Source organism: Limnohabitans sp. (assembly GCF_040401135.1).
Taxonomy (GTDB): domain Bacteria; phylum Pseudomonadota; class Gammaproteobacteria; order Burkholderiales; family Burkholderiaceae_C; genus Limnohabitans.
In genome coordinates, this window is sequence record NZ_JBBAOV010000005.1 from 33472 (window position 1) to 52609 (window position 19138).

At 54.5% G+C, this 19138-nt stretch carries 20 protein-coding genes; 8 read left to right on the forward strand and 12 right to left on the reverse strand.

The features are described from left to right. The first annotated feature begins 9 nt into the window (after positions 1-9). Positions 10-444, forward strand: coding sequence for a DUF4149 domain-containing protein (locus ABWP81_RS02590; RefSeq protein ID WP_353139054.1), 435 nt, complete (start codon positions 10-12; stop codon positions 442-444). Here ABWP81_RS02590 and ABWP81_RS02595 read toward each other — a convergent pair. Beyond that, on the reverse strand, positions 441-914 hold the full coding sequence (locus tag ABWP81_RS02595) for a YhbY family RNA-binding protein (protein WP_353139057.1): 474 nt from the start codon (positions 912-914) through the stop codon (positions 441-443). The two genes, ABWP81_RS02590 and ABWP81_RS02595, sit on opposite strands and share 4 nt — an antisense overlap. A 35-nt stretch (positions 915-949) precedes the next feature. Here ABWP81_RS02595 and ABWP81_RS02600 point away from each other — a divergent pair, with 35 nt between their 5' ends. The 4 genes from ABWP81_RS02600 to glmM all read left to right on the forward strand — a co-directional run bounded on the left by ABWP81_RS02600 (position 950) and on the right by glmM (position 5908). Next, positions 950-1624: an RlmE family RNA methyltransferase gene (locus ABWP81_RS02600; protein ID WP_353135700.1), complete on the forward strand. Its 675-nt coding sequence runs from the start codon at positions 950-952 to the stop codon at positions 1622-1624. A 106-nt stretch (positions 1625-1730) separates the two neighbouring features. Further along, a complete protein-coding gene (gene ftsH / locus ABWP81_RS02605) occupies positions 1731-3644 on the forward strand; it encodes an ATP-dependent zinc metalloprotease FtsH (protein ID WP_353135703.1) in 1914 nt (637 codons plus the stop codon). 57 nt (positions 3645-3701) lie between these two features. Next, positions 3702-4526 carry a dihydropteroate synthase gene (gene folP, locus ABWP81_RS02610; RefSeq protein WP_353139060.1) on the forward strand — a complete coding sequence of 275 codons (825 nt, stop codon included), beginning with the start codon at positions 3702-3704 and terminating at the stop codon, positions 4524-4526. A 50-nt stretch (positions 4527-4576) separates the two neighbouring features. Then, positions 4577-5908, forward strand: coding sequence for a phosphoglucosamine mutase (glmM, locus tag ABWP81_RS02615; RefSeq protein ID WP_353135709.1), 1332 nt, complete (start codon positions 4577-4579; stop codon positions 5906-5908). Here glmM and ABWP81_RS02620 read toward each other — a convergent pair. The 4 genes from ABWP81_RS02620 to ABWP81_RS02635 all read right to left on the reverse strand — a co-directional run bounded on the left by ABWP81_RS02620 (position 5900) and on the right by ABWP81_RS02635 (position 10321). Beyond that, entirely contained in the window at positions 5900-7264 is a 1365-nt protein-coding gene (locus ABWP81_RS02620; RefSeq protein ID WP_353139063.1) for an MATE family efflux transporter, read from the reverse strand. The two genes, glmM and ABWP81_RS02620, sit on opposite strands and share 9 nt — an antisense overlap. A gap of 7 nt (positions 7265-7271) precedes the next feature. Continuing rightward, entirely contained in the window at positions 7272-9002 is a 1731-nt protein-coding gene (locus ABWP81_RS02625; RefSeq protein ID WP_353139066.1) for a hypothetical protein, read from the reverse strand. A gap of 64 nt (positions 9003-9066) precedes the next feature. Further along, positions 9067-9324, reverse strand: a complete 258-nt coding sequence (locus tag ABWP81_RS02630) for a type B 50S ribosomal protein L31 (protein WP_333842868.1) — start codon at positions 9322-9324, stop codon at positions 9067-9069. A 91-nt stretch (positions 9325-9415) separates the two neighbouring features. Continuing rightward, positions 9416-10321: an AEC family transporter gene (locus tag ABWP81_RS02635; protein WP_353139069.1), complete on the reverse strand. Its 906-nt coding sequence runs from the start codon at positions 10319-10321 to the stop codon at positions 9416-9418. A gap of 64 nt (positions 10322-10385) precedes the next feature. Between ABWP81_RS02635 and xerD the strand changes: the two genes are divergently transcribed. Continuing rightward, positions 10386-11312 carry a site-specific tyrosine recombinase XerD gene (gene xerD, locus ABWP81_RS02640; RefSeq protein WP_353139072.1) on the forward strand — a complete coding sequence of 309 codons (927 nt, stop codon included), beginning with the start codon at positions 10386-10388 and terminating at the stop codon, positions 11310-11312. A gap of 8 nt (positions 11313-11320) precedes the next feature. Here the strand turns inward: xerD and ABWP81_RS02645 are convergent, their stop codons facing one another. Further along, positions 11321-12124, reverse strand: coding sequence for a ferritin-like domain-containing protein (locus ABWP81_RS02645; protein WP_353139075.1), 804 nt, complete (start codon positions 12122-12124; stop codon positions 11321-11323). Positions 12125-12166: 42 nt separating this feature from the next. On the opposite strand from ABWP81_RS02645, the gene ABWP81_RS02650 reads away from it, so the two are divergent. Both ABWP81_RS02650 and hslO read left to right on the forward strand, forming a co-directional pair. After that, positions 12167-12691: a gamma carbonic anhydrase family protein gene (locus tag ABWP81_RS02650; protein ID WP_353139078.1), complete on the forward strand. Its 525-nt coding sequence runs from the start codon at positions 12167-12169 to the stop codon at positions 12689-12691. After that, entirely contained in the window at positions 12691-13665 is a 975-nt protein-coding gene (hslO, locus tag ABWP81_RS02655) for an Hsp33 family molecular chaperone HslO (protein WP_353139081.1), read from the forward strand. Before ABWP81_RS02650 ends, hslO begins: the two co-directional genes overlap by 1 nt. 6 nt (positions 13666-13671) lie before the next feature. On the opposite strand, the gene ABWP81_RS02660 is transcribed toward hslO, so the two are convergent. From ABWP81_RS02660 to pyrG, 6 genes are read right to left on the reverse strand one after another with little or no spacing between them, the layout of a single operon-like run. Next, a complete protein-coding gene (locus tag ABWP81_RS02660) occupies positions 13672-14307 on the reverse strand; it encodes an AAA family ATPase (protein ID WP_353139084.1) in 636 nt (211 codons plus the stop codon). Beyond that, the gene (gene pnuC, locus ABWP81_RS02665; RefSeq protein WP_353139087.1) at positions 14304-14915 is read right to left on the reverse strand and encodes a nicotinamide riboside transporter PnuC; all 612 of its coding nucleotides are present in this window, start codon (positions 14913-14915) and stop codon (positions 14304-14306) included. The genes ABWP81_RS02660 and pnuC overlap by 4 nt, the downstream gene beginning before the upstream one ends. Then, a complete protein-coding gene (ftsB, locus tag ABWP81_RS02670; protein WP_353133409.1) occupies positions 14912-15184 on the reverse strand; it encodes a cell division protein FtsB in 273 nt (90 codons plus the stop codon). The genes pnuC and ftsB overlap by 4 nt, the downstream gene beginning before the upstream one ends. A 26-nt stretch (positions 15185-15210) precedes the next feature. Then, positions 15211-16494 (reverse strand): phosphopyruvate hydratase, encoded by a 1284-nt coding sequence (eno, locus tag ABWP81_RS02675; protein WP_353139090.1) that lies wholly within the window; start codon positions 16492-16494, stop codon positions 15211-15213. A 53-nt stretch (positions 16495-16547) separates the two neighbouring features. Further along, positions 16548-17405 carry a 3-deoxy-8-phosphooctulonate synthase gene (gene kdsA, locus ABWP81_RS02680; RefSeq protein WP_353139093.1) on the reverse strand — a complete coding sequence of 286 codons (858 nt, stop codon included), beginning with the start codon at positions 17403-17405 and terminating at the stop codon, positions 16548-16550. 22 nt (positions 17406-17427) lie between these two features. Continuing rightward, positions 17428-19080: a CTP synthase gene (gene pyrG, locus ABWP81_RS02685; protein WP_353139096.1), complete on the reverse strand. Its 1653-nt coding sequence runs from the start codon at positions 19078-19080 to the stop codon at positions 17428-17430. Between the last annotated feature and the right edge of the window lie 58 nt (positions 19081-19138).

The window sequence follows — 19138 nt, forward strand, 5'->3', positions numbered from 1 at the left end:
ATTTTGATCATGGCGCGGCTTCAAGTTTTTTTAGCGGCGCTGTGGTGGGGCAGTCTCACGGCGGTGGGCTTCATGGTGGTGCCTATGCTGTTCATGCATTTGGAAACGCCGGCTATCGCGGGGCAGATGGCAGCCAAACTGTTCAGTGCCCAAACCTGGCTGGCATTGGTCTGTGGCATCTTGTTGCTCTTGGCGGCCAAACGCGAAAACTTAAATCGGGCCTATACGCCGTCACCTTGGGTCATTACGGGCATGTTGTTGGCCTTGTTGATTGAGTTGGCTGTAAAGCCGCACATCTTGGCCCGAGACAACATGGCTTTGTGGCACAACTTAGGCTCTGCGTTCTATCTGCTGCAATGGCTGTGCGCTGGTAAGGTGCTTTGGGCGCTATGCCCTATGAGACCAGAGCCTGACATTGCAGCTGGTTTATCGCAAATCGATTAACCCAGTGTTTGCTTTTTGACCGAAATCTTTTTTGGTTTAGCGCGTTTGACTTGACCGCCTGAAGTCAGTCGTTGGTTGCCGAGAACGCGCAAAGTTTTTACTTCAGGGCGTTGGCCGCCGCGGCTGCTGTATTTCAGTATTTTGACTTCGCGTGGGCCTGCCATGCGGTCTTCGTCGGAGGTGCGCTCTTTTTCAGCTCGTGGGCGCCACAACACAAAGAGTTTGCCGATGTGTTGAATCGGGGCTGCGCTGAGTTGGTCGGCCAAAGCAGCCAGCATGGCTTCTCGAGCTTGGCGATCGTCGCCCAAGACGCGGATTTTGATAAGGCCGTGGGCGTTCAAAGCCATCTCGGCTTCTTTCATGACGGCAGGCGTTAAGCCATCGTTGCCAACCATCACGACAGGGTCTAAATGGTGCGCTTCGGCGCGGTGAATTTTGCGTTGAGCAGGTGTGAGTTGTATTGCGGACATGGGGGTATTATCCCTCGCTCGCTTAAAGGTATGAATTGAAAACTAAAACTAAAAGCAAAAAAGTTAACAAAACTTGGTTGAACGACCATGTGAATGACACCTACGTTAAGTTGGCCCAAAGAGAAGGGTACCGTGCCCGTGCGGCCTACAAGCTCAAAGAGATTGACGAACAGCTCAGTCTTGTTAAGCCTGGCAACGTGGTCGTGGACTTAGGATGCGCTCCCGGCGCCTGGTGTCAATACCTGCGCCGCCGCATGTCGCCCATGGGCGCAGCGGCAGGAACCTTGAACGGCACAATTATTGGTTTGGATCTTTTGGCGATGGAGCCTGTGGAGGGCGTTACCTTTATTCAGGGTGACTTCCGTGAGGCAGAGGTCTTGGCGCAACTGGAAGCCGTCTTAGAAGGCCGTATCGTGGACGTTGTGGTGTCTGACATGGCCCCCAATTTAAGCGGCATTGGGTCGACTGACGCCACCCGCATTGCCCATTTGATTGAATTAGCTGTTGATTTTTCGCAAAAACACCTCAAAGACGACGGCGCTTTGGTGGTTAAACTTTTTCACGGCAGCGGTTACAGCGATTTGGTCACTCTTTTTAAAAGCATTTTTCGGGTGGTCAAGCCCATCAAGCCCAAGGCCAGTCGTGACAAATCAAGTGAAACCTTTTTGGTGGGTATGGGCATCAAAAATCGCGTTTTATCAAATCCTTGAGTTTCATAAGGCCTGCATATGCGATATAAAAGCTGTCAGCGCTTGAAACGCTTAAAATCAAACCCATATCAGTACATCTCGTACTCTTTTTATTTCGGAGCCCACATTGAATAATCAATGGTTCTCAAAAGTCGCTGTTTGGTTGGTCATCGCTTTGGTGATGTTTACCGTGTTTAAACAATTTGAAACACGTCCAGGCGGGGGGTCGGGCTACCTGGGGTATTCAGACTTCCTTGAAGAAGTTCGTGCTAAGCGCATTAAAACCGCGACCATTCAAGAAGGTCAGGGCGGCACAGAGATTAGTGCTGTTACCAACGACGAGCGAAAAATTCGCACAACGGCTACGTACCTCGACCGCGGCTTGGTCGGCGACCTCATTGCCAACGGCGTGAAGTTTGATGTGAAGCCCAGAGAAGAAGGTTCGCTCCTGATGACCCTCCTGGTCAGCTGGGGGCCCATGTTGTTGCTGATTGGTGTTTGGGTGTACTTCATGCGCCAGATGCAAGGCGGCGGCAAAGGTGGGGCTTTTAGTTTCGGCAAAAGCAAAGCCCGCATGCTGGACGAAAACAACAACCAAGTAACGTTTGCTGACGTCGCGGGTTGCGACGAAGCCAAAGAAGAAGTGAAAGAGGTGGTCGACTTTTTGAAAGACCCACAACGCTTCCAAAAACTGGGTGGCCGTATCCCTCGCGGGTTGCTGTTGGTTGGCCCTCCTGGTACTGGTAAAACACTGCTGGCTAAAGGTATTGCAGGCGAAGCAAAGGTGCCGTTCTTCAGCATCTCGGGTTCAGACTTTGTTGAAATGTTTGTGGGCGTAGGCGCTGCCCGCGTGCGCGATATGTTTGAGAACGCCAAAAAGAATGCACCTTGCATCATTTTTATTGACGAAATTGATGCCGTGGGTCGTCAACGTGGTGCGGGTGTGGGCGGCGGTAACGACGAGCGTGAACAAACCTTGAACCAAATGTTGGTCGAGATGGACGGCTTTGAAACCAATCTTGGTGTCATCGTCGTAGCTGCTACCAACCGACCAGACATTTTGGATGCTGCTTTGTTGCGCCCCGGTCGTTTTGACCGTCAGGTGTATGTGACATTGCCCGACATCCGTGGACGCGAACAAATTTTGAACGTGCACATGCGTAAAGTGCCAATTGGCCAAGACGTCAATGCCAGCGTGATTGCACGCGGCACGCCCGGCATGAGCGGTGCTGATTTGGCCAACTTGTGCAATGAGGCCGCCTTGATGGCTGCACGCCGTAATGCGCGCGTGGTAGAGATGGTCGACTTCGAAAAAGCCAAAGACAAGATCTTGATGGGGCCAGAACGCAAGAGCATGGTGATGCCCGAAGAAGAGCGTCGTAACACGGCGTATCACGAATCTGGCCACGCATTGATTGGCAAGTTGTTGCCCAAATGCGACCCTGTGCACAAGGTGACCATCATCCCCCGCGGTCGCGCTCTGGGTGTGACCATGAGCTTGCCCGAAAAAGATCGTTACAGCTATGACAAAGAATTCATGTTGAACCAAATCAGCATGTTGTTTGGTGGTCGTATTGCAGAAGAAGTGTTCATGAACCAAATGACCACGGGCGCAAGCAACGACTTTGAGCGTGCCACTTCGATTGCCCGTGATATGGTGATGCGCTACGGCATGACCGAGGCCTTGGGGCCCATGGTTTATGCTGAAAATGAAGGTGAAGTATTTTTGGGCCGCTCGGTGACCAAAACTACTAATATGTCCGAAGCTACCATGCAAAAGGTGGACATGGAAGTGCGCAGGATCATCGACTCCCAATACACTTTGGCGCGTCGTCTGATAGAAGAAAATTCAGACAAAATGCACGCGATGGCTAAAGCTTTGCTCGAATGGGAAACCATCGATAAAGACCAAATCGACGACATCATGGCGGGCCGCGAGCCTCGTCCACCAAAAGACTGGACCCCACGCACCCCAACGGGCGGAGATAGCAGTGGCGGTGCACCAGCAGTGCAGCCAGATCCAGCACCCACTGCTGCTTAAAGCAATTTGTGACTGACAAAGAGACGGGGCGAAAGCCCCGTTTTTCATGGAGCATTTATGTTTTGGCAAACCACGCGTTTTTACATAGACCTCAGCCAGCCGCAGGTTATGGGAATAGTCAATGTCACACCTGACTCGTTCACAGACGGCGGCCAACATGCCAGCACACGCACAGCTTTGGCGCACTGCGAACAACTGCTCAAAGAGGGGGCGCACATGTTGGACATTGGCGGGGAGTCCACCCGTCCTGGTGCAATTGCTGTGTCGCTGGAAGAAGAGTTGGCGCGTGTGCTGCCCGTGGTGCGTGAAGCTGTGCGTTTAAATGTGCCTATCTCTGTTGATACCTACAAGGCGGGCGTGATGCAAGCGGTACTTGATGCAGGTGCTGACATCATCAACGATGTATGGGCCTTGCGTCAAACCGGTGCGCAGCAAATAGTGGCAGCGCATGCCAACTGCGGTGTGTGCTTGATGCACATGCATGGTGAGCCCCAAACGATGCAGACTATGACGATGCAGGGCAGTTCAATTCTGCCGGTGTCGGACTTCTTGAAAAATCATGCGCAATGCTTGCAAAACATGGGCGTGGCACAGAACCGTATCGCACTCGACCCCGGCGTGGGTTTTGGCAAAACTGTGGCGCAAAATTTTGAATTGCTGACGCACCAAGACCAGTTACTGGCCTTGGGATACCCCTTGCTAGTAGGCTGGTCACGTAAGTCATCTGTCGGTGCAGTGTCCGGTTGCGAGGTGGGCGACCGCATGGTGCCCAGCGTGGCCGCTGCGGTGTTGGCTGTCGAGCGTGGCGCGCGCCTTGTGCGTGTGCACGATGTGGCGCCAACTGTGCAGGCACTAAAAGTGTGGCAAGCTGCGCGAGCCTGAGATAATGGTTTTAAATCGATAACAAATAGAACAGACCGAAGGCTCCAGAGATGACACGCAAATATTTCGGTACAGACGGCATTCGCGGTACCGTGGGCCAAGCGCCCATCACCCCAGACTTTGTGCTGCGTTTGGCGCATGCGGTGGGTCGTGTGCTCAAGCAAACCGAAGCCCGCCCAACGGTGCTGATTGGCAAAGACACCCGAATCTCAGGTTATATGTTGGAGTCGGCGCTTGAGTCTGGTTTTAACTCAGCTGGTGTCAATGTGCTGCTGCTCGGGCCCTTGCCCACGCCCGGCGTGGCCTTCCTCACCAGCGCGCAACGTGCGAGCCTTGGCGTTGTCATCAGCGCCAGTCATAACCCATTTGCGGACAACGGCATCAAGTTCTTCAGCGCTCAAGGCAAGAAGCTCAGTGAGGCTTGGGAGAAGGAGGTAGAAGCTGCTTTGGACCAAGAGCCTGTATGGGCAGACTCAGCCAACCTCGGCAAAACCAAACGTTTGGACGATGCCGCAGGCCGCTACATTGAGTTTTGCAAAAGTACTTTCTCGAATGACCTCACACTCAAAGGCTTGAAAATTGTGGTGGATGCCGCTCACGGTGCTGCGTATCACATTGCGCCCAAAGTGTTCCACGAGTTGGGGGCTGAGGTCATTGCCATTGGATGCAGCCCTGACGGGTTGAACATCAACCACGAAGTGGGTGCAACGCATCCAGATGCTTTGGTGCGTGCCGTCAAATCCAACCATGCTGATTTTGGCATTGCGCTCGATGGTGATGCAGACCGTTTGCAAATGGTGGATGCACACGGACGCCTTTACAACGGCGACGAACTACTGTATTTGATGGCGGACGACCGTCTGGCCAATGACGAAGTGTTGCCCGGCGTAGTCGGCACCCTGATGACCAACATGGCGGTAGAGGTGGCCTTGCAAAAACGGGGTGTGCAGTTTGTGCGTGCGAAGGTGGGCGACCGTTATGTACTGGAAGAACTCGCCAAACATCAATGGATTTTGGGTGGTGAGGGCTCGGGTCATTTACTGGCCTTGGATAAGCACACTACGGGTGACGGATTGGTCAGCGCTTTGCAAATTTTACAAACCTGCGTGCGCAGTGGTAAAGCGATGGCTGAACTGCTCAAAGACGTGACACTGTTTCCACAAACCTTACTTAACGTGCGTTTGCGTCCGGGCCAAGACTGGCAATCAAATATCCGCATGAAAGAAGCTGTGCAAATGGCTGAGGCCGAGTTGGGTGACACAGGCCGTGTGCTGATTCGCGCCAGCGGTACCGAGCCATTGGTGCGCGTGATGGTGGAGGCCCGCGATGAAGCGCAGGCCAAGGCTTGCGCCCAGCGCATTGCCGATACTTTGTCAGCGTAATGGGTGGCGATACGCTGCCCGCCACAGCACAGGTAATAAAACGCCCGCTGTAATGTACAAAGCCAAGCTGCCTGTTTGCCAAAAAGTCAATGGCGATTGCGGCGTGAGCCACGTCAAACCAGGCACATCAAAGCTCGCGCCATACGCCACCGCGTACCCACCAGCTAAACCCAAGCCCCACAGCGATAGGGTGTAAGTAATGAGCGGCAACACTGTGATGCCGTAGCAGCGTAGGGTGAACACGCAAAACACTTGCACGGCATCTGCCAAGTGATAGAGCATCAACCATAGCAACAAGTTTCCAGCCAGCACGGCGACGTCAGGTGATTGGGTGTAAAGCTGGGCAATGGTTTGGTGTTGCCAGCCCATCAAAGCTGCCAAGCTCAAGCTCATCAGCAGGACCAAGCTCAAACCCGTTCGCAATGACTGACGAGCGCGGTGAATTTGGCCTGCACCCATCCAATAACTCACGCGCGAACTGCTGGCTATCGAGAGCGACAAAGGAATCATGTAGAGCACCGCTGCCATGTTGGCTGCGATTTGGTGGCTGGCTGTGGCCACCACGCCCAAACGTGCGATGAATAGTGACATAAGGGTGAACGAGGTGACCTCAACGCCAATTGCTAAACCGCTAGGCAGACCCAAACGTAGGAAGTGAAGCAGGATGACTGCATTGGGTTTTTCCATCGGCGCCCAGATGCGGTAGGGCGTGTAAAAGTCTTGTCTGCGAAGCAACCACAGCGCTAAGGAAATCATCATCAACGTGACAGCCAATGTGGCCCATGCACATCCAGCCAAGCCCATGGGCTGAAGAAAACCCGGAATACCCAAAACCAAAATGATGGACAGTGGAATTTTGACAATTAAGGCACCCACTTGGACCCACGTCACCAACTTAGGCTTCCCCAAACTTTGGTTCAGTGTGCCGTACAACCGAAACAGCAAGGACGCAGGCAGACCCAAGGCCACAATCGTGAGGTAGGAACGCACGTCTGCTTGTAAATCAAGCGGCACTTGCGTCCAGTTGAGCAGTGGGCCGGGGCAAAGTAGCGCCCACATACCCAGGATAGAGGTGATCGCACACAGGTACAAGGCCTGTCGCACTGAGGGGCCCACTTCTGCATGGCGTTGCGCACCTTGCAACTCAGCCCATACAGGTAACAAGGCTTGCAGTATGCCCATGAGCGATATATGCACCGTGACATAAGTGGCTGAAGCAACGGCCAATGCTGCGAGCGCCGTATCAGCAAAGTGGCCTGCAACCAGTGTGTCGGTGATGCCGAAAGCCATGACGGCCAATTGTCCGACCACTACCGTACCGGCGTGCCGAATGATGGTGGACCGTTCGCTACTCATCGTTGGCTCAAGGTTGACGACGGTGATACAGCGTCACGTTTTCTTTTTTATCTGCCGGTCGATAAATGCTGCGCACGCGGGTCCATTCATTTAAACGCACCACTTGTGCAAGCTCTGGGCGTAAATCGTTGTCAACGACGAGCCAGGGGCAACCGCGTTGTTGTTCGGCACTTGCCATGTCGACAGGTTTTACATCAAAACCACCGTGGTAGTGGAATGCCGTCATTTGGCTGGTATTTAAACCGTAACTGAGCAAACACACATCGCGTGTTTTCCCAGCATCTTGTTTGGCCATGACGCTTTGAATTTGTTGCACCCAAGGTTTGTAGCTGAAAGCGAAATCTAAAAGTGGCAGCCACAGCGTCAGCAACAGCAGCCAGCAAAGGGCAGCACCGCCAGCAGGCAACACCAAACTTTTCCATAAGGCATGACGATTTTTTGCTGAGCGCCAAACCACCAGCCAGCCCCAAACTGCTGTGGCAGCCAATGCCACTAGAAAAGCAAGCCAACCAAAACTAGGCTCAAAGCCTGGCGCTAATCGTGCCACATTCTTTGCAGGTGTTGCCGGCCAGCCTGTTTGCATCGCGATCCAAATGATCCAAATGATCAGCGCTGAGCCTGAGAAAAACAGCAACGTGAACCAGTCAATCAAAGCCGCCACACTGCGTCGCAATGTAGGCAGTGCAAAGGCTGCAAGCGTGGCAAATGCTGGAAGTGCCAACAATAAAGTTCGGCTGGATGATTGCGTCAACAGTGCCGTGCTGACGGTGAGCGCGGTGAACCACATGGGCAGTACCAAGTGGCGACTCCAGTGTAGCGAGGCCCATTGACGACGCCATCGCCAAAGTGTCCATAAAGTCAAGGGCCATGCAGGCCAAGTGAACCAGACCAACAAACGCAACAAGTTGCGCCACGCTTGCGGATCGTCATGCAAGGGCAGCAAACGCCAGTGCCAAATATCCAAGACGTAAGCCAATGCCGCGACAAGCATGCCCACGACCAAAAGCCAAAGCGCGTGTGAACGTGCCGTTTGTATGGATGTACTTTGTCGATCCAACAAGCACAAAAGCCCACTGCCCACAGCCATTAACACAGCAAAACTGGGAGCGCCACTCAGGCACAGTCCCAACAGGCCGATAGTCACTGCAGTCAAGCTGTATCGGGGGTGATAGGGCAGTGCCGCCACGCCGTAAAACACAATGCTAACCAGCGCCAGTTGCATCAAGACGGGGCTCACCTCATGCGACAAAAGGGCCAATCCCAGGCAAGCAATGAGGGCCAGCACAGCGCCATCCGCAATGGTGCGGGCATAGTCTTTGGGCTTGGCTTCACCCCCGAATGCAAACGGAACAGGCTGCGCCTGTGGGCTCAACGCCAAGTAGTAAACGCCGTGCCAAGTGCTGGCTAAGGTGAGGGCTAATAGCATCGCAAACGGAATTCGCACGGCCAAGCCTGCTGAGATCCAAGGGGGTGCTATTTGGATAGCCCATGCGCCTAGCCAATAAGGAAGCAGGGCATCAAGTTCGGGTAAGTTTCCCCAAATGCTTGGGTTCAGCCAACCGCTGGAACCTTCAGCGATTGCCAACATGTAGCTGAATGTGTTGAACTCATTGCCCTTCCAAGGTTCACGCCCAAACAAGCCGGGCAAGACATAGGCAGCGCAAAACAGCCAAAGCGCGATTCGCGGCAAACGGCGTACTGCACTTTGAGGAACGATGGCGGGAGTGGGTTGGGTCACGTTTTTTTAAATAAAAAAGGCAGCGCGGAGAGCCGGGCTGCCTAGTTTGAAGTGAACGCAGGGTTTACTTGGCGATGGTCTTGCCGTACTTGTTGCGGAAGCGCTCGACGCGGCCACCCATGTTGTCAACAGACTTTTGTGTACCTGTGTAGAAGGGGTGTGACTCGCTGGTGGTATCCAGCTTGTACAACGGCAAATCGCGGCCGTCTTCCATCTTGATCATTTCTTTTGTGCTGGCGCATGAACGCGTCACAAATTTGAAACCGTTAGACATATCCATGAAACAGATTTCACGGTAGTTGGGGTGAATGCCTTCTTTCATCGCTTTTCCTTGAGCAGCTGCGGTAGCCATGCCGACCTATTTCGACACACTTTCCGCAAAACACGTCATTATGTCATGAAAGCGTGGCCTTTCAGCGTAACACGCCTAGGGCAAATGGCAGGCTGAACACGCCCAAAACGGTGGAAAGTGTGACCATAGCCGCAACAAATGGGCCGTTGTAGCCCATGCGGGCCGCTAACACGTAGCAGCTAGAGGCGGTAGGTAAGGCCGAAAATGCCAGCAGTACGCTGGTTTGTGTGTTGTCGAGCGCGAACGTGCGGGCTAATCCGTAAGCTATTAGCGGTGTGATGAGGTGACGGATGGTTAAGAGTGACACGGCCAAAGCCTTGCCCTTCAATAAATGACCAAACTCCATGCCCGCCCCTGCTGCCATCAGTCCTAAGGCCAGCGAAGCAGCGCCTATGCGTTGCAAGGTGGGCTCGGCCCAGCTGGGAATGTGCAGGCCTGCCGTGTTGGCAAGCAAGCCAAAGACCGTGGCCACAATGAGTGGGTTGCGAACCAACTCCCTGCCAAAGTTGCGCTCCGAATGACGGGCCATGGGCCACACAGCAGCTACATTGAACATGGGGACGCACACGCCAATCAGCACTGCAATTAGCAGTAAGGCCTGTGGTCCTGCAATGCGTTCGGCCAATGCCAAGGCTATAAACGAGTTAAAGCGAAACGCCACCTGAGCGCTGGCTGCATGCAAGCGCGTATCAATGTGTTGCCGCAAAAATGGCAGCTTGGGCAGCACATAAGACAAGCCAATGCTGCTTAAGCCCAGCAGTAAACCCGCCATGATGAGGTGTGACGCCGCTTGCAAATCCAAAGGCGTACGCACAATGGAGTGAAACAACAGGACGGGGAACAAGAAGAAATAAACCAAGCTCTCAACCTGCTCCCAGACCTTGCGGTTGAGGGCGGTGTATCTACAAACGAGGTAACCACACAAGATGAGAGAAAAGTCGGGGAGGAGCAGTTGAACGTAATTCACCTTGAGAGAATAACCGCTGTTCAAAGCTTGCGTGCTTCACCAAGCGTTTACGATTGACGCTCGCATGACACATCCCACCCCAATTCAAGTTGCAGCGCCCGATGCCAACATCGACATCTTCATTGATGCACTGTGGCTTGAGCACGGTTTGGCGCCCAATAGTTTGGCGGCTTACCGGCGTGACTTAAATTTGCTGTCTGGATGGTTGAACGCACAAGGCACGCATTTATTGGCGGCACAAGAGTCAGACCTGCAGCAGTATTTTGCACACCGCCATGCCGTGACCAAAGCCACCAGTGCCAACCGTCGCTTGACCGTGTTCAAGCGCTTTTTCCGCTGGGCTTTGCGTGAGCGTATGTTGGTAGCCGACCCCACGTTGAAGTTGCTCACGGCCAAGCAGCCCGTGCGTGCCCCTAAAAGTTTGACCGAGGCGCAAGTAGAAAGATTGATCAATGCGCCTGATGTATCCACTGGTTTAGGTATGCGCGACCGCGCCATGCTGGAGCTGATTTACGCCAGTGGCCTTCGCGTGAGTGAATTGGTAGACCTCAAAACTTTGCATGTGAGCTTGAGCGACGGCGTGTTGCGCATCATGGGTAAGGGCAGCAAAGAGCGCTTGGTGCCCTTTGGGGAGGTGGCTCGTGATTGGCTGCAGCGCTATTTAAGCGAGACGCGCCCGCTGCTTTTGGCCGGCCACCAAACTGAGGCTTTGTTTGTGACGGTACGCGGCAAAAATGCAGGTGAGGCTATGACGCGTGCCATGTTTTGGCAGATCATCAAACGCTATGCTTTGCAAGCCCAAATCCATGAGCCGATTTCGCCGCACACTTTGCGCCATGCGTTTGCCACGCATTTGCTTAACCACGGGGCCGATTTGAGGGCGGTGCAAATGCTGCTGGGCCATGCTGATATTTCCACCACCACCATCTACACCCACATTGCCCGAGAGCGCTTGAAAAGTTTGCATGAGCAACACCACCCACGTGGCTGAGCCCGTCATCAAACACCGCGCAAATAACTCAACTCAGTGTCGGTAAAGCCCGCGCGCTTACGGGCTTCCTCATTAAAAGGTGGCCGCAGCTTGGGTGCCTCGTAGCGCTGCACCAACTCGCCATAAAGCGACACGGGGTCGAGCCCGCGTTGCTCGCTTAGCCATCGGTACCAGTGGTTGCCTATGGCCACATGACCGACCTCTTCGCGCAGGATGATGTCCAACAGTTCGACCGCTTGAAGAGCGGCTGGCGTCGCGGCTTTGCGCAGCTTGGTTTGAATCAAGGGCGTGGCGTCTAGGCCGCGAGCTTCGAGCGTGCGGGGTACCAGCGCCATGCGGGCCAGTACATCGTTGGCTGTTTTTTGGCACATGTGCCATAAACCATCGTGCGCATCAAAGTCACCATAGGCGTAGCCCATACTTTTGAGATGCGTGTGCAGCATCTCAAAGTGTTGCGACTCTTCATAGGCCACCCGCAGCCAGTCTGTGTAATAGGACAAGGGCATGTTGGGGAAGCGCCAAACCGCATCCAAGGCGAGGTTGATGGCGTTGAACTCGATGTGGCAAATCGCATGCATCAACGCGGCCAAGCCCTCTGGCGTAAAAGGCGTACGCGTGGGCACATCCTTGGCGGGAATCAAACGGGGCAGCGTTGGGCGGCCTGGCAGCGCTAGGTGAGGGCTGGGACTGATGTGCTCGCTGGCGTCTAAAGCGACATGGGTTTGCTGAGCCCACAGCGACTGCACCGCCTGAACTTTTGCATCAGGATGGCAGATGCACAAGGCATTGAGGGCTAAAGGGCGAAGGCTCATACTTACAATTGTAGAAAACCAATACCCCCCCAGGAGACATTCATGGCTATTTATCAACTCGACGCGCTCACGCCTCAGATGGCTGACTCGGCCTGGGTGGCCGACAACGCCCAAGTGATGGGAGATGTGCACATGGCTGCTGACAGCAGCGTGTGGTTCAGTAGCGTGGTGCGGGGGGACTCGGCCACCATCTTCATTGGCGAAGGCACCAACATCCAAGATGGCAGCGTTTTACACGCCGATGTGGGTATGCCGCTCACCATCGGCAAGCACGTGACGGTGGGACACATGGTGCAGTTGCATGGTTGCACGGTGGGAGATGAGTCGCTGATTGGCATTGGTGCCATCGTGCTTAACGGCGCGAAGATAGGTAAAAATTGTTTGGTGGGTGCGGGCTCGCTTGTCACCGAGGGCAAAGAATTTCCAGACGGCTCGATGATTTTGGGTACTCCGGCGAAAGTGGTGCGTCAGCTCACTACAGAGCAAATGGAAGGTTTGCGCCGTAGCGCACAGCACTACGTGAATAACAAGAACCGCTTTAAAGCGGGATTAAAGAAGTTGGCTTGATGTCTCAGTTGCATAAATTTTTGTTTGATGGCTTGCCTGTGCGCGGCATGCTGGTGCAGCTCACTGATGTGTGGCAAGAGGTGCTTAAGCGCCGCGCAGCCAACGTGGAAACCGGCCCCTATGCTCAGCCCGTGCGCCATTTGTTGGGTGAGATGACAGCGGCTGCGGTGTTGATGCAATCGAACATCAAATTTAACGGCGCTTTGGTGATGCAAATTTTCGGTGACGGCCCCTTGAAGTTGGCCGTGGTTGAAGTCAATCCAAATTTAAGCTTGCGTGCCACGGCCAAAGTGGTGGGCGATTTGGGTGACGCCAGCACCTTGCCCGAGATGGTCAACGTCCACAATGAAGGCCGTTGCGCCATCACGCTCGATCCGCTTAATAAAATGCCAGGTCAGCAGGCCTATCAAGGCGTGGTGCCTTTGTTTGACGATCACCGCAACAAGCTCGATAAATTCAGCGATGTGTTGCAGCACTACATGCTGCAAAGCGAGCAGCTCGACACCACCTTGGTGCTGGCTGCCAATGACACCACGGCCGCTGGCTTGTTGATTCAGCGCCTTCCCGTCAAAGGCGAAGGCAACTTGGCCGCCAAAGCGACCCTAGAAGACGAAGATGAAATTGGTCGTAACGAAGACTACAACCGCATCTCCATCTTGGCCTCCAGTTTGACAGCCGATGAGTTGTTGAGCTTGGATGTTGAAACCATTTTGCGCCGACTGTTTTGGGAAGAAAAACTGGTGCGCTTTGAGCCACTCACACCCAGTTTTGCCTGCTCATGCAGCCGTGAGCGTGTAAGCAACATGATTCGCAGCTTGGGTACCGAAGAGGTGGAAAGCATCTTGGCCGAGCGCGGCGAGGTGGAGGTAGGCTGCGATTTTTGTGGCGAACAATATCGCTACGACGCGGTGGATGCGGCGCAAATCTTCACTGGCACACCCACGCCACCGCCAGCCCCTTCATCATTGCAATAAAACGGTTCAGCCTTTGACCAGGCTGCTGAATAAGCGGTGTTCACAGTCGCCGTCGCCGCAACTCTCGCAGGGGCCGCTCCAGCGTAAGGGCGGCTCGGGGCGTTCCAGCTGCTTGGCCAAATGCGGTGCTTGGCAGGCAATGCAAAACAAAGCGTTTTCTAAGCGCTGCTCGCCTGTGCCGTACACCACTTGATATGTCAAATTGGCTTGTGCCAAAAGCTGTCTGATTTTTTGGTCGACGGGTTCGCGCACATGCGCCCCCACGCGCTGCAACCCATCGCTGACCCAAGCCAGGTCTAGCCCCATGAGCAAGGTGATATCAAACAGCGCTTGCTGCTGCAAGGCGCAGACATCTAAGCTGTGGTCGTCAAACACCATCTGGCTGTAAACCGCCGTCATGAGTGGTGTGGTGTCTGCAATGACGACCGCCCCTGCTGGCGTGGCCAAGACGCGAGCCATTTGCGTTTGAGCAATGTGGTGTTGTTCTGCTTGGGTGGGTGTGCGGTTTTCAATGTCGCACCATTCGCGCAGATATTCATCCACACGATGCACCCGTAAACCCGATTGCTGCAAACGTGCACTGAGTTTCAAAGCCAATTGCGATTTGCCTGTGCTTTCAGCGCCTAGCAGAGCGATCTTCATGCTGCTTCCAGTTTGATGTGCTTGGCCCATGTGCGCCAGCCTACGGCACTGAGCGCAATGAACACAAGGTAGAGAAGGGTGGTGAGCCACAAGCCTTTCCAAGCGAAAAGTCCTGCGGCCACGATGTTGACTGCGATCCAAACCACCCAGTTTTCTAGGCGTTTGTAAGCCAATAAATATTGCCCCACTAAGCTAAACGCGGAGGGAAAGGCGTCCCACCAAGGCACATCACTGTCGGTGAAGTTTTGTAATACGCCACCTGTGGCGAGCCAAAGTAAGGTGCCCATCCACGCTAAGGTGAAGCGTTGGTCAACAGGCATGCGCGTGACGGGTAAGGGAGCACCTTCCACGCCGCGCATCCATACTGACCAGCCCCAGAGTGCCAACACAATGAACACCACTTGAAGAAGGGCCTCGCCATACAGGCGTTGGCTCCAAAACAAAAAGAAATACAGCACCGAACTGATAGCGGCCAAAGGCCAGCCCCAATGCAATTCGACGATGTTGCACACAATCATCGCGAAGGCCAGCAGTACGGCGATGAGTTCAAGCCAAGAGGTGTCGGTACCCCAGAGGGTGAAGGCGGGTGAGAAAAGGAGTTCTGTCACTTCGCAATTTGCACGAAGACTTCGTTCGGCTTGACCATGCCGATTTCAGATCGGGCGCGCTCTTCGACCATTTCTAGGCCGTCTTTGAGGTCGTGTAGTTCGGCGCTGAGGCGATCGTTGGCCAACTGCGCAGCAGCGTTTTGCTGCTTTTGATCATTCAGGGTCTGACGCAAACGCATGACGTCAGGAAGGCTGCCCCGACCCAACCACAGCTGGCCCTGCAGCACAAGCAGCAGGGCAATTAGCACGAGGTGGAGTGGACGCAGCATGAACCTGTTTGATGTGTGTGAGGGGATTAATGCAGGTTGTAGAAGGCAGAGCGGCCGGGGTAAACCGCCACGTCACCCAAGTCTTCTTCGATGCGCAAGAGTTGGTTGTACTTGGCCATGCGGTCAGAGCGGCTCATCGAACCGGTTTTGATTTGACCCGCGTTCAGGCCCACCGCGATGTCAGCAATGGTGCTGTCTTCAGTTTCGCCGGAGCGGTGGCTGATGACGGCGGTGTAACCCGCGCGCTTGGCCATCTCGATGGCGGCAAAGGTTTCGGTCAACGTGCCGATTTGGTTGATCTTGATGAGGATCGAATTGGCAATGCCTTTGTCGATGCCTTCTTTGAAGATCTTGGTATTGGTCACAAACAAGTCGTCGCCCACGATTTGCACTTTTTTGGCCAGGCGGTCGGTCAACACTTTCCAGCCGTCCCAGTCGTTTTCGGCCATGCCATCTTCGATGCTGATGATGGGGTATTTGTCGCACCAGGTGGCCAACATGTCGGTCCATTGCTGGGCTGTCAATTGCAAGCCTTCGCCAGACAAGTGGTACTTGCTGTCTTTGAAGAACTCGCTGGCCGCGCAGTCCAAACCGATGGCGATTTGCTCCCCTGCGGTGTAGCCTGCAGCCTCAATCGCGTCCAAGATCATTTGGATGGCCGCTTCGTGGCTGGTGACGTTGGGGGCAAAGCCGCCTTCGTCGCCTACGGCAATGCTCATGCCTTTGTCGTGGATGATTTTCTTCAAGGCGTGGAACACCTCAGCACCCCAGCGCACGGCTTCGCGAAAAGTGGGTGCGCCGACTGGGATGATCATGAACTCTTGCAAGTCCAAGTTGTTGTTGGCATGCGCGCCACCGTTGATGACGTTCATCATGGGCACGGGCAGTTGGTTGGCGTTCATGCCGCCAAAGTAGCGGTACAACGGCAAGCCGGATTCTTCAGCGGCAGCACGCGCCACCGCCATGGATACGGCCAACATCGCATTGGCGCCCAATCGGCTTTTGTTTTCTGTGCCGTCAAGGTCGATCAAGGTTTTGTCGAGGAAGGCTTGCTCTGATGCATCCAAGCCCAAAATGGCTTCAGAGATTTCTGTATTGATGTGCTCCACTGCTTTCAACACGCCTTTGCCGAGGTAGCGGCTCTTGTCGCCGTCGCGCAGCTCGATGGCTTCGCGGCTGCCGGTGGATGCGCCGGAAGGCACAGCGGCGCGACCCATGGTGCCTGACTCCAACAACACATCACATTCCACGGTGGGGTTGCCGCGGCTGTCCAAAATTTCGCGGGCAACAATGTCGACGATAGCGCTCATGGGTGTTTTCCTATTTCAAGTTTTAAATGGGTTGAAGTCTGTGTGCGTGGCACTCAGGCTTCAAAGTTGTTTTCTAAGAAGGGATGTTTTTTGGTCACCGCATCGAGCTCGACCAGGGTTTCTAACAAAGCTTTCATCTTGCCCAAGGGCACGGCGTTCGGGCCGTCCGACCAAGCGTCCGAGGGGTGAGGGTGGGTTTCCATGAATAAGCCAGCGACACCTGCAGCCACGCCTGCGCGGGCCAACACAGGCACCATCTCGCGAGCGCCGCCACTGACCGTGCCTTGGCCGCCTGGCTTTTGAACCGAGTGGGTCACGTCAAACACCACAGGGGCGCCAGTTTTTCGCATCTCAGCCAAGCTGGTCATGTCGGCCACGAGGTTGTTGTAGCCAAAGCTCACGCCGCGTTCGCAGGCCAAGAAGTTGTCTTCGGGTAGGCCAGCTTCGCGAGCAGCGTCGCGGGCTTTGTCGATGACGTTTTTCATGTCCCAAGGAGCCAAGAACTGGCCTTTCTTGATGTTCACCGGCTTGCCTGATTGCGCTACGGCGCGAATGAAGTCGGTTTGGCGGCACAAGAAGGCGGGCGTTTGCAACACATCGACCACGTTGGCCACGGTGGCGACTTGCGACGCTTCATGCACATCGGTGAGGATGGGCAGGTGAAGTTGGCGACGCACTTCGTCGAGGATCTTCAACCCCGCTTCCATGCCCACTCCGCGCATGGTGCTGCCAGACGAACGGTTGGCTTTGTCGAACGAGCCTTTGTAGATCAAGGGGATGCCCAAGCCAGAGCAGATTTCTTTCAGCTGTCCTGCCACGTCGATGGACATTTCCAAACCTTCAATCGAGCACGTGCCTGCGATCAAAAAGAAGGGTTGGTTCAGGCCAACGTCAAATCCGCAAAGTTTCATGGTGTGTCCTGTCTTCTCAAAGTTAGGCTTTGGTGAGCGCCTTGTGTTCCAGCGCAGCTTTCAAGAAAGCGTTGAACAGCGGGTGGCCATCCCACGGGGTGGATTTGAACTCGGGATGGAACTGCACACCCATGAACCAAGGATGCACGTTTTGTGGCAGCTCGATGATCTCGGTGAGTTGCTCGCTTTGCGTCAGTGCTGAAATGATCAAGCCCGCTTTGCGCAGGGCGTCTAGGTAGTTCACGTTAGCTTCGTAGCGGTGGCGGTGACGCTCGGTCACCACATCGCCGTAAATCTTGTGAGCCAAGGTGCCTGGGGTTACGTCTGAGCTCTGCGCGCCCAAACGCATGGTGCCGCCAAGGTTTGAGTTGACTGTGCGGGTTTGTATGCTGCCGTCCGCGTCTTTCCATTCGTTGATAAGGGCGATGACGGGGAAGGGGCCGTCCGGCAAAAACTCGGTGCTATTGGCGTCGGTCAGGCCTGCCATGTGACGGGCGTATTCGATGGTTGCCACCTGCATGCCCAAGCAGATACCAAGGTAGGGAACTTTGTTTTCTCTGGCGAATTGAGCAGAAGAAATTTTGCCTTCCACACCGCGAATGCCAAATCCACCAGGAACCAAAATGGCATCGAATTTGCCAAGGTCGCTGACGTTGTCGGATGTGATATTTTCCGAGTCGATGTACTCGATTTTCACGCGTGCATGGTTCTTCATGCCAGCGTGGCGCAGCGCCTCGTTGAGGGACTTGTAGCTGTCGGACAGGTCCACATATTTGCCAACCATGGCGATGGTGACTTCTTCTTTGGGGTTTTCCACTTCGTGGACCAAGTCGTCCCAGCGCTGCAGTTGGGCGGGTTTGGCGTTGATGCGCAGTTTTTCGCACACCAAGTTATCCAAGCCTTGGTCATGCAACATACGAGGCACTTTGTAGATGGTGTCCACGTCCCACATGGAAATAACACCCCACTCAGGCACGTTCGAAAAAAGACTGATTTTTTGGCGCTCTTCTTCAGGGATGGGCCGGTCTGCTCGGCACACCAGCGCATCGGCTTGGATACCAATTTCTCGCAGCTTTTGGGCCGTGTGTTGTGTGGGCTTGGTTTTGAGCTCACCGGCTGCGGCAATCCAAGGCACATAGCTCAGATGCACAAATGCGGTGTTATTAGGACCTAATTTCAAGTTCATTTGACGCGCGGCTTCAAGGAAGGGCAATGACTCAATGTCGCCCACCGTGCCACCGATTTCAACGATGGCCACATCCACTGCGTCAGGTGTGCCATAGGCAGCGCCGCGCTTGACGAATTCTTGAATTTCGTTGGTGATGTGCGGGATGACTTGAACCGTCTTACCTAAATAGTCGCCGCGACGTTCTTTGTCGAGCACGCTTTGGTAAATCTGGCCCGTGGTGAAGTTGTTGGCCTTTTTCATGCGCGTCGTGATGAAGCGCTCGTAGTGCCCTAAGTCGAGGTCGGTTTCTGCGCCGTCTTCGGTGACGAACACCTCGCCGTGCTGCAGGGGAGACATGGTGCCGGGGTCTACGTTGATGTAGGGGTCCAGCTTGATCAGGGTGACTTTGAGGCCGCGCGATTCAAGCAGCGCAGCGAGTGAGGCGGCTGCAATTCCCTTACCAAGGGAAGAGACAACGCCGCCGGTGACGAATACAAATTGGGTCATGCCAGATCGAGAGGTCAATTTCTCGGTAGGTGGAAATAGGAATTATAGGCGCTCTGCT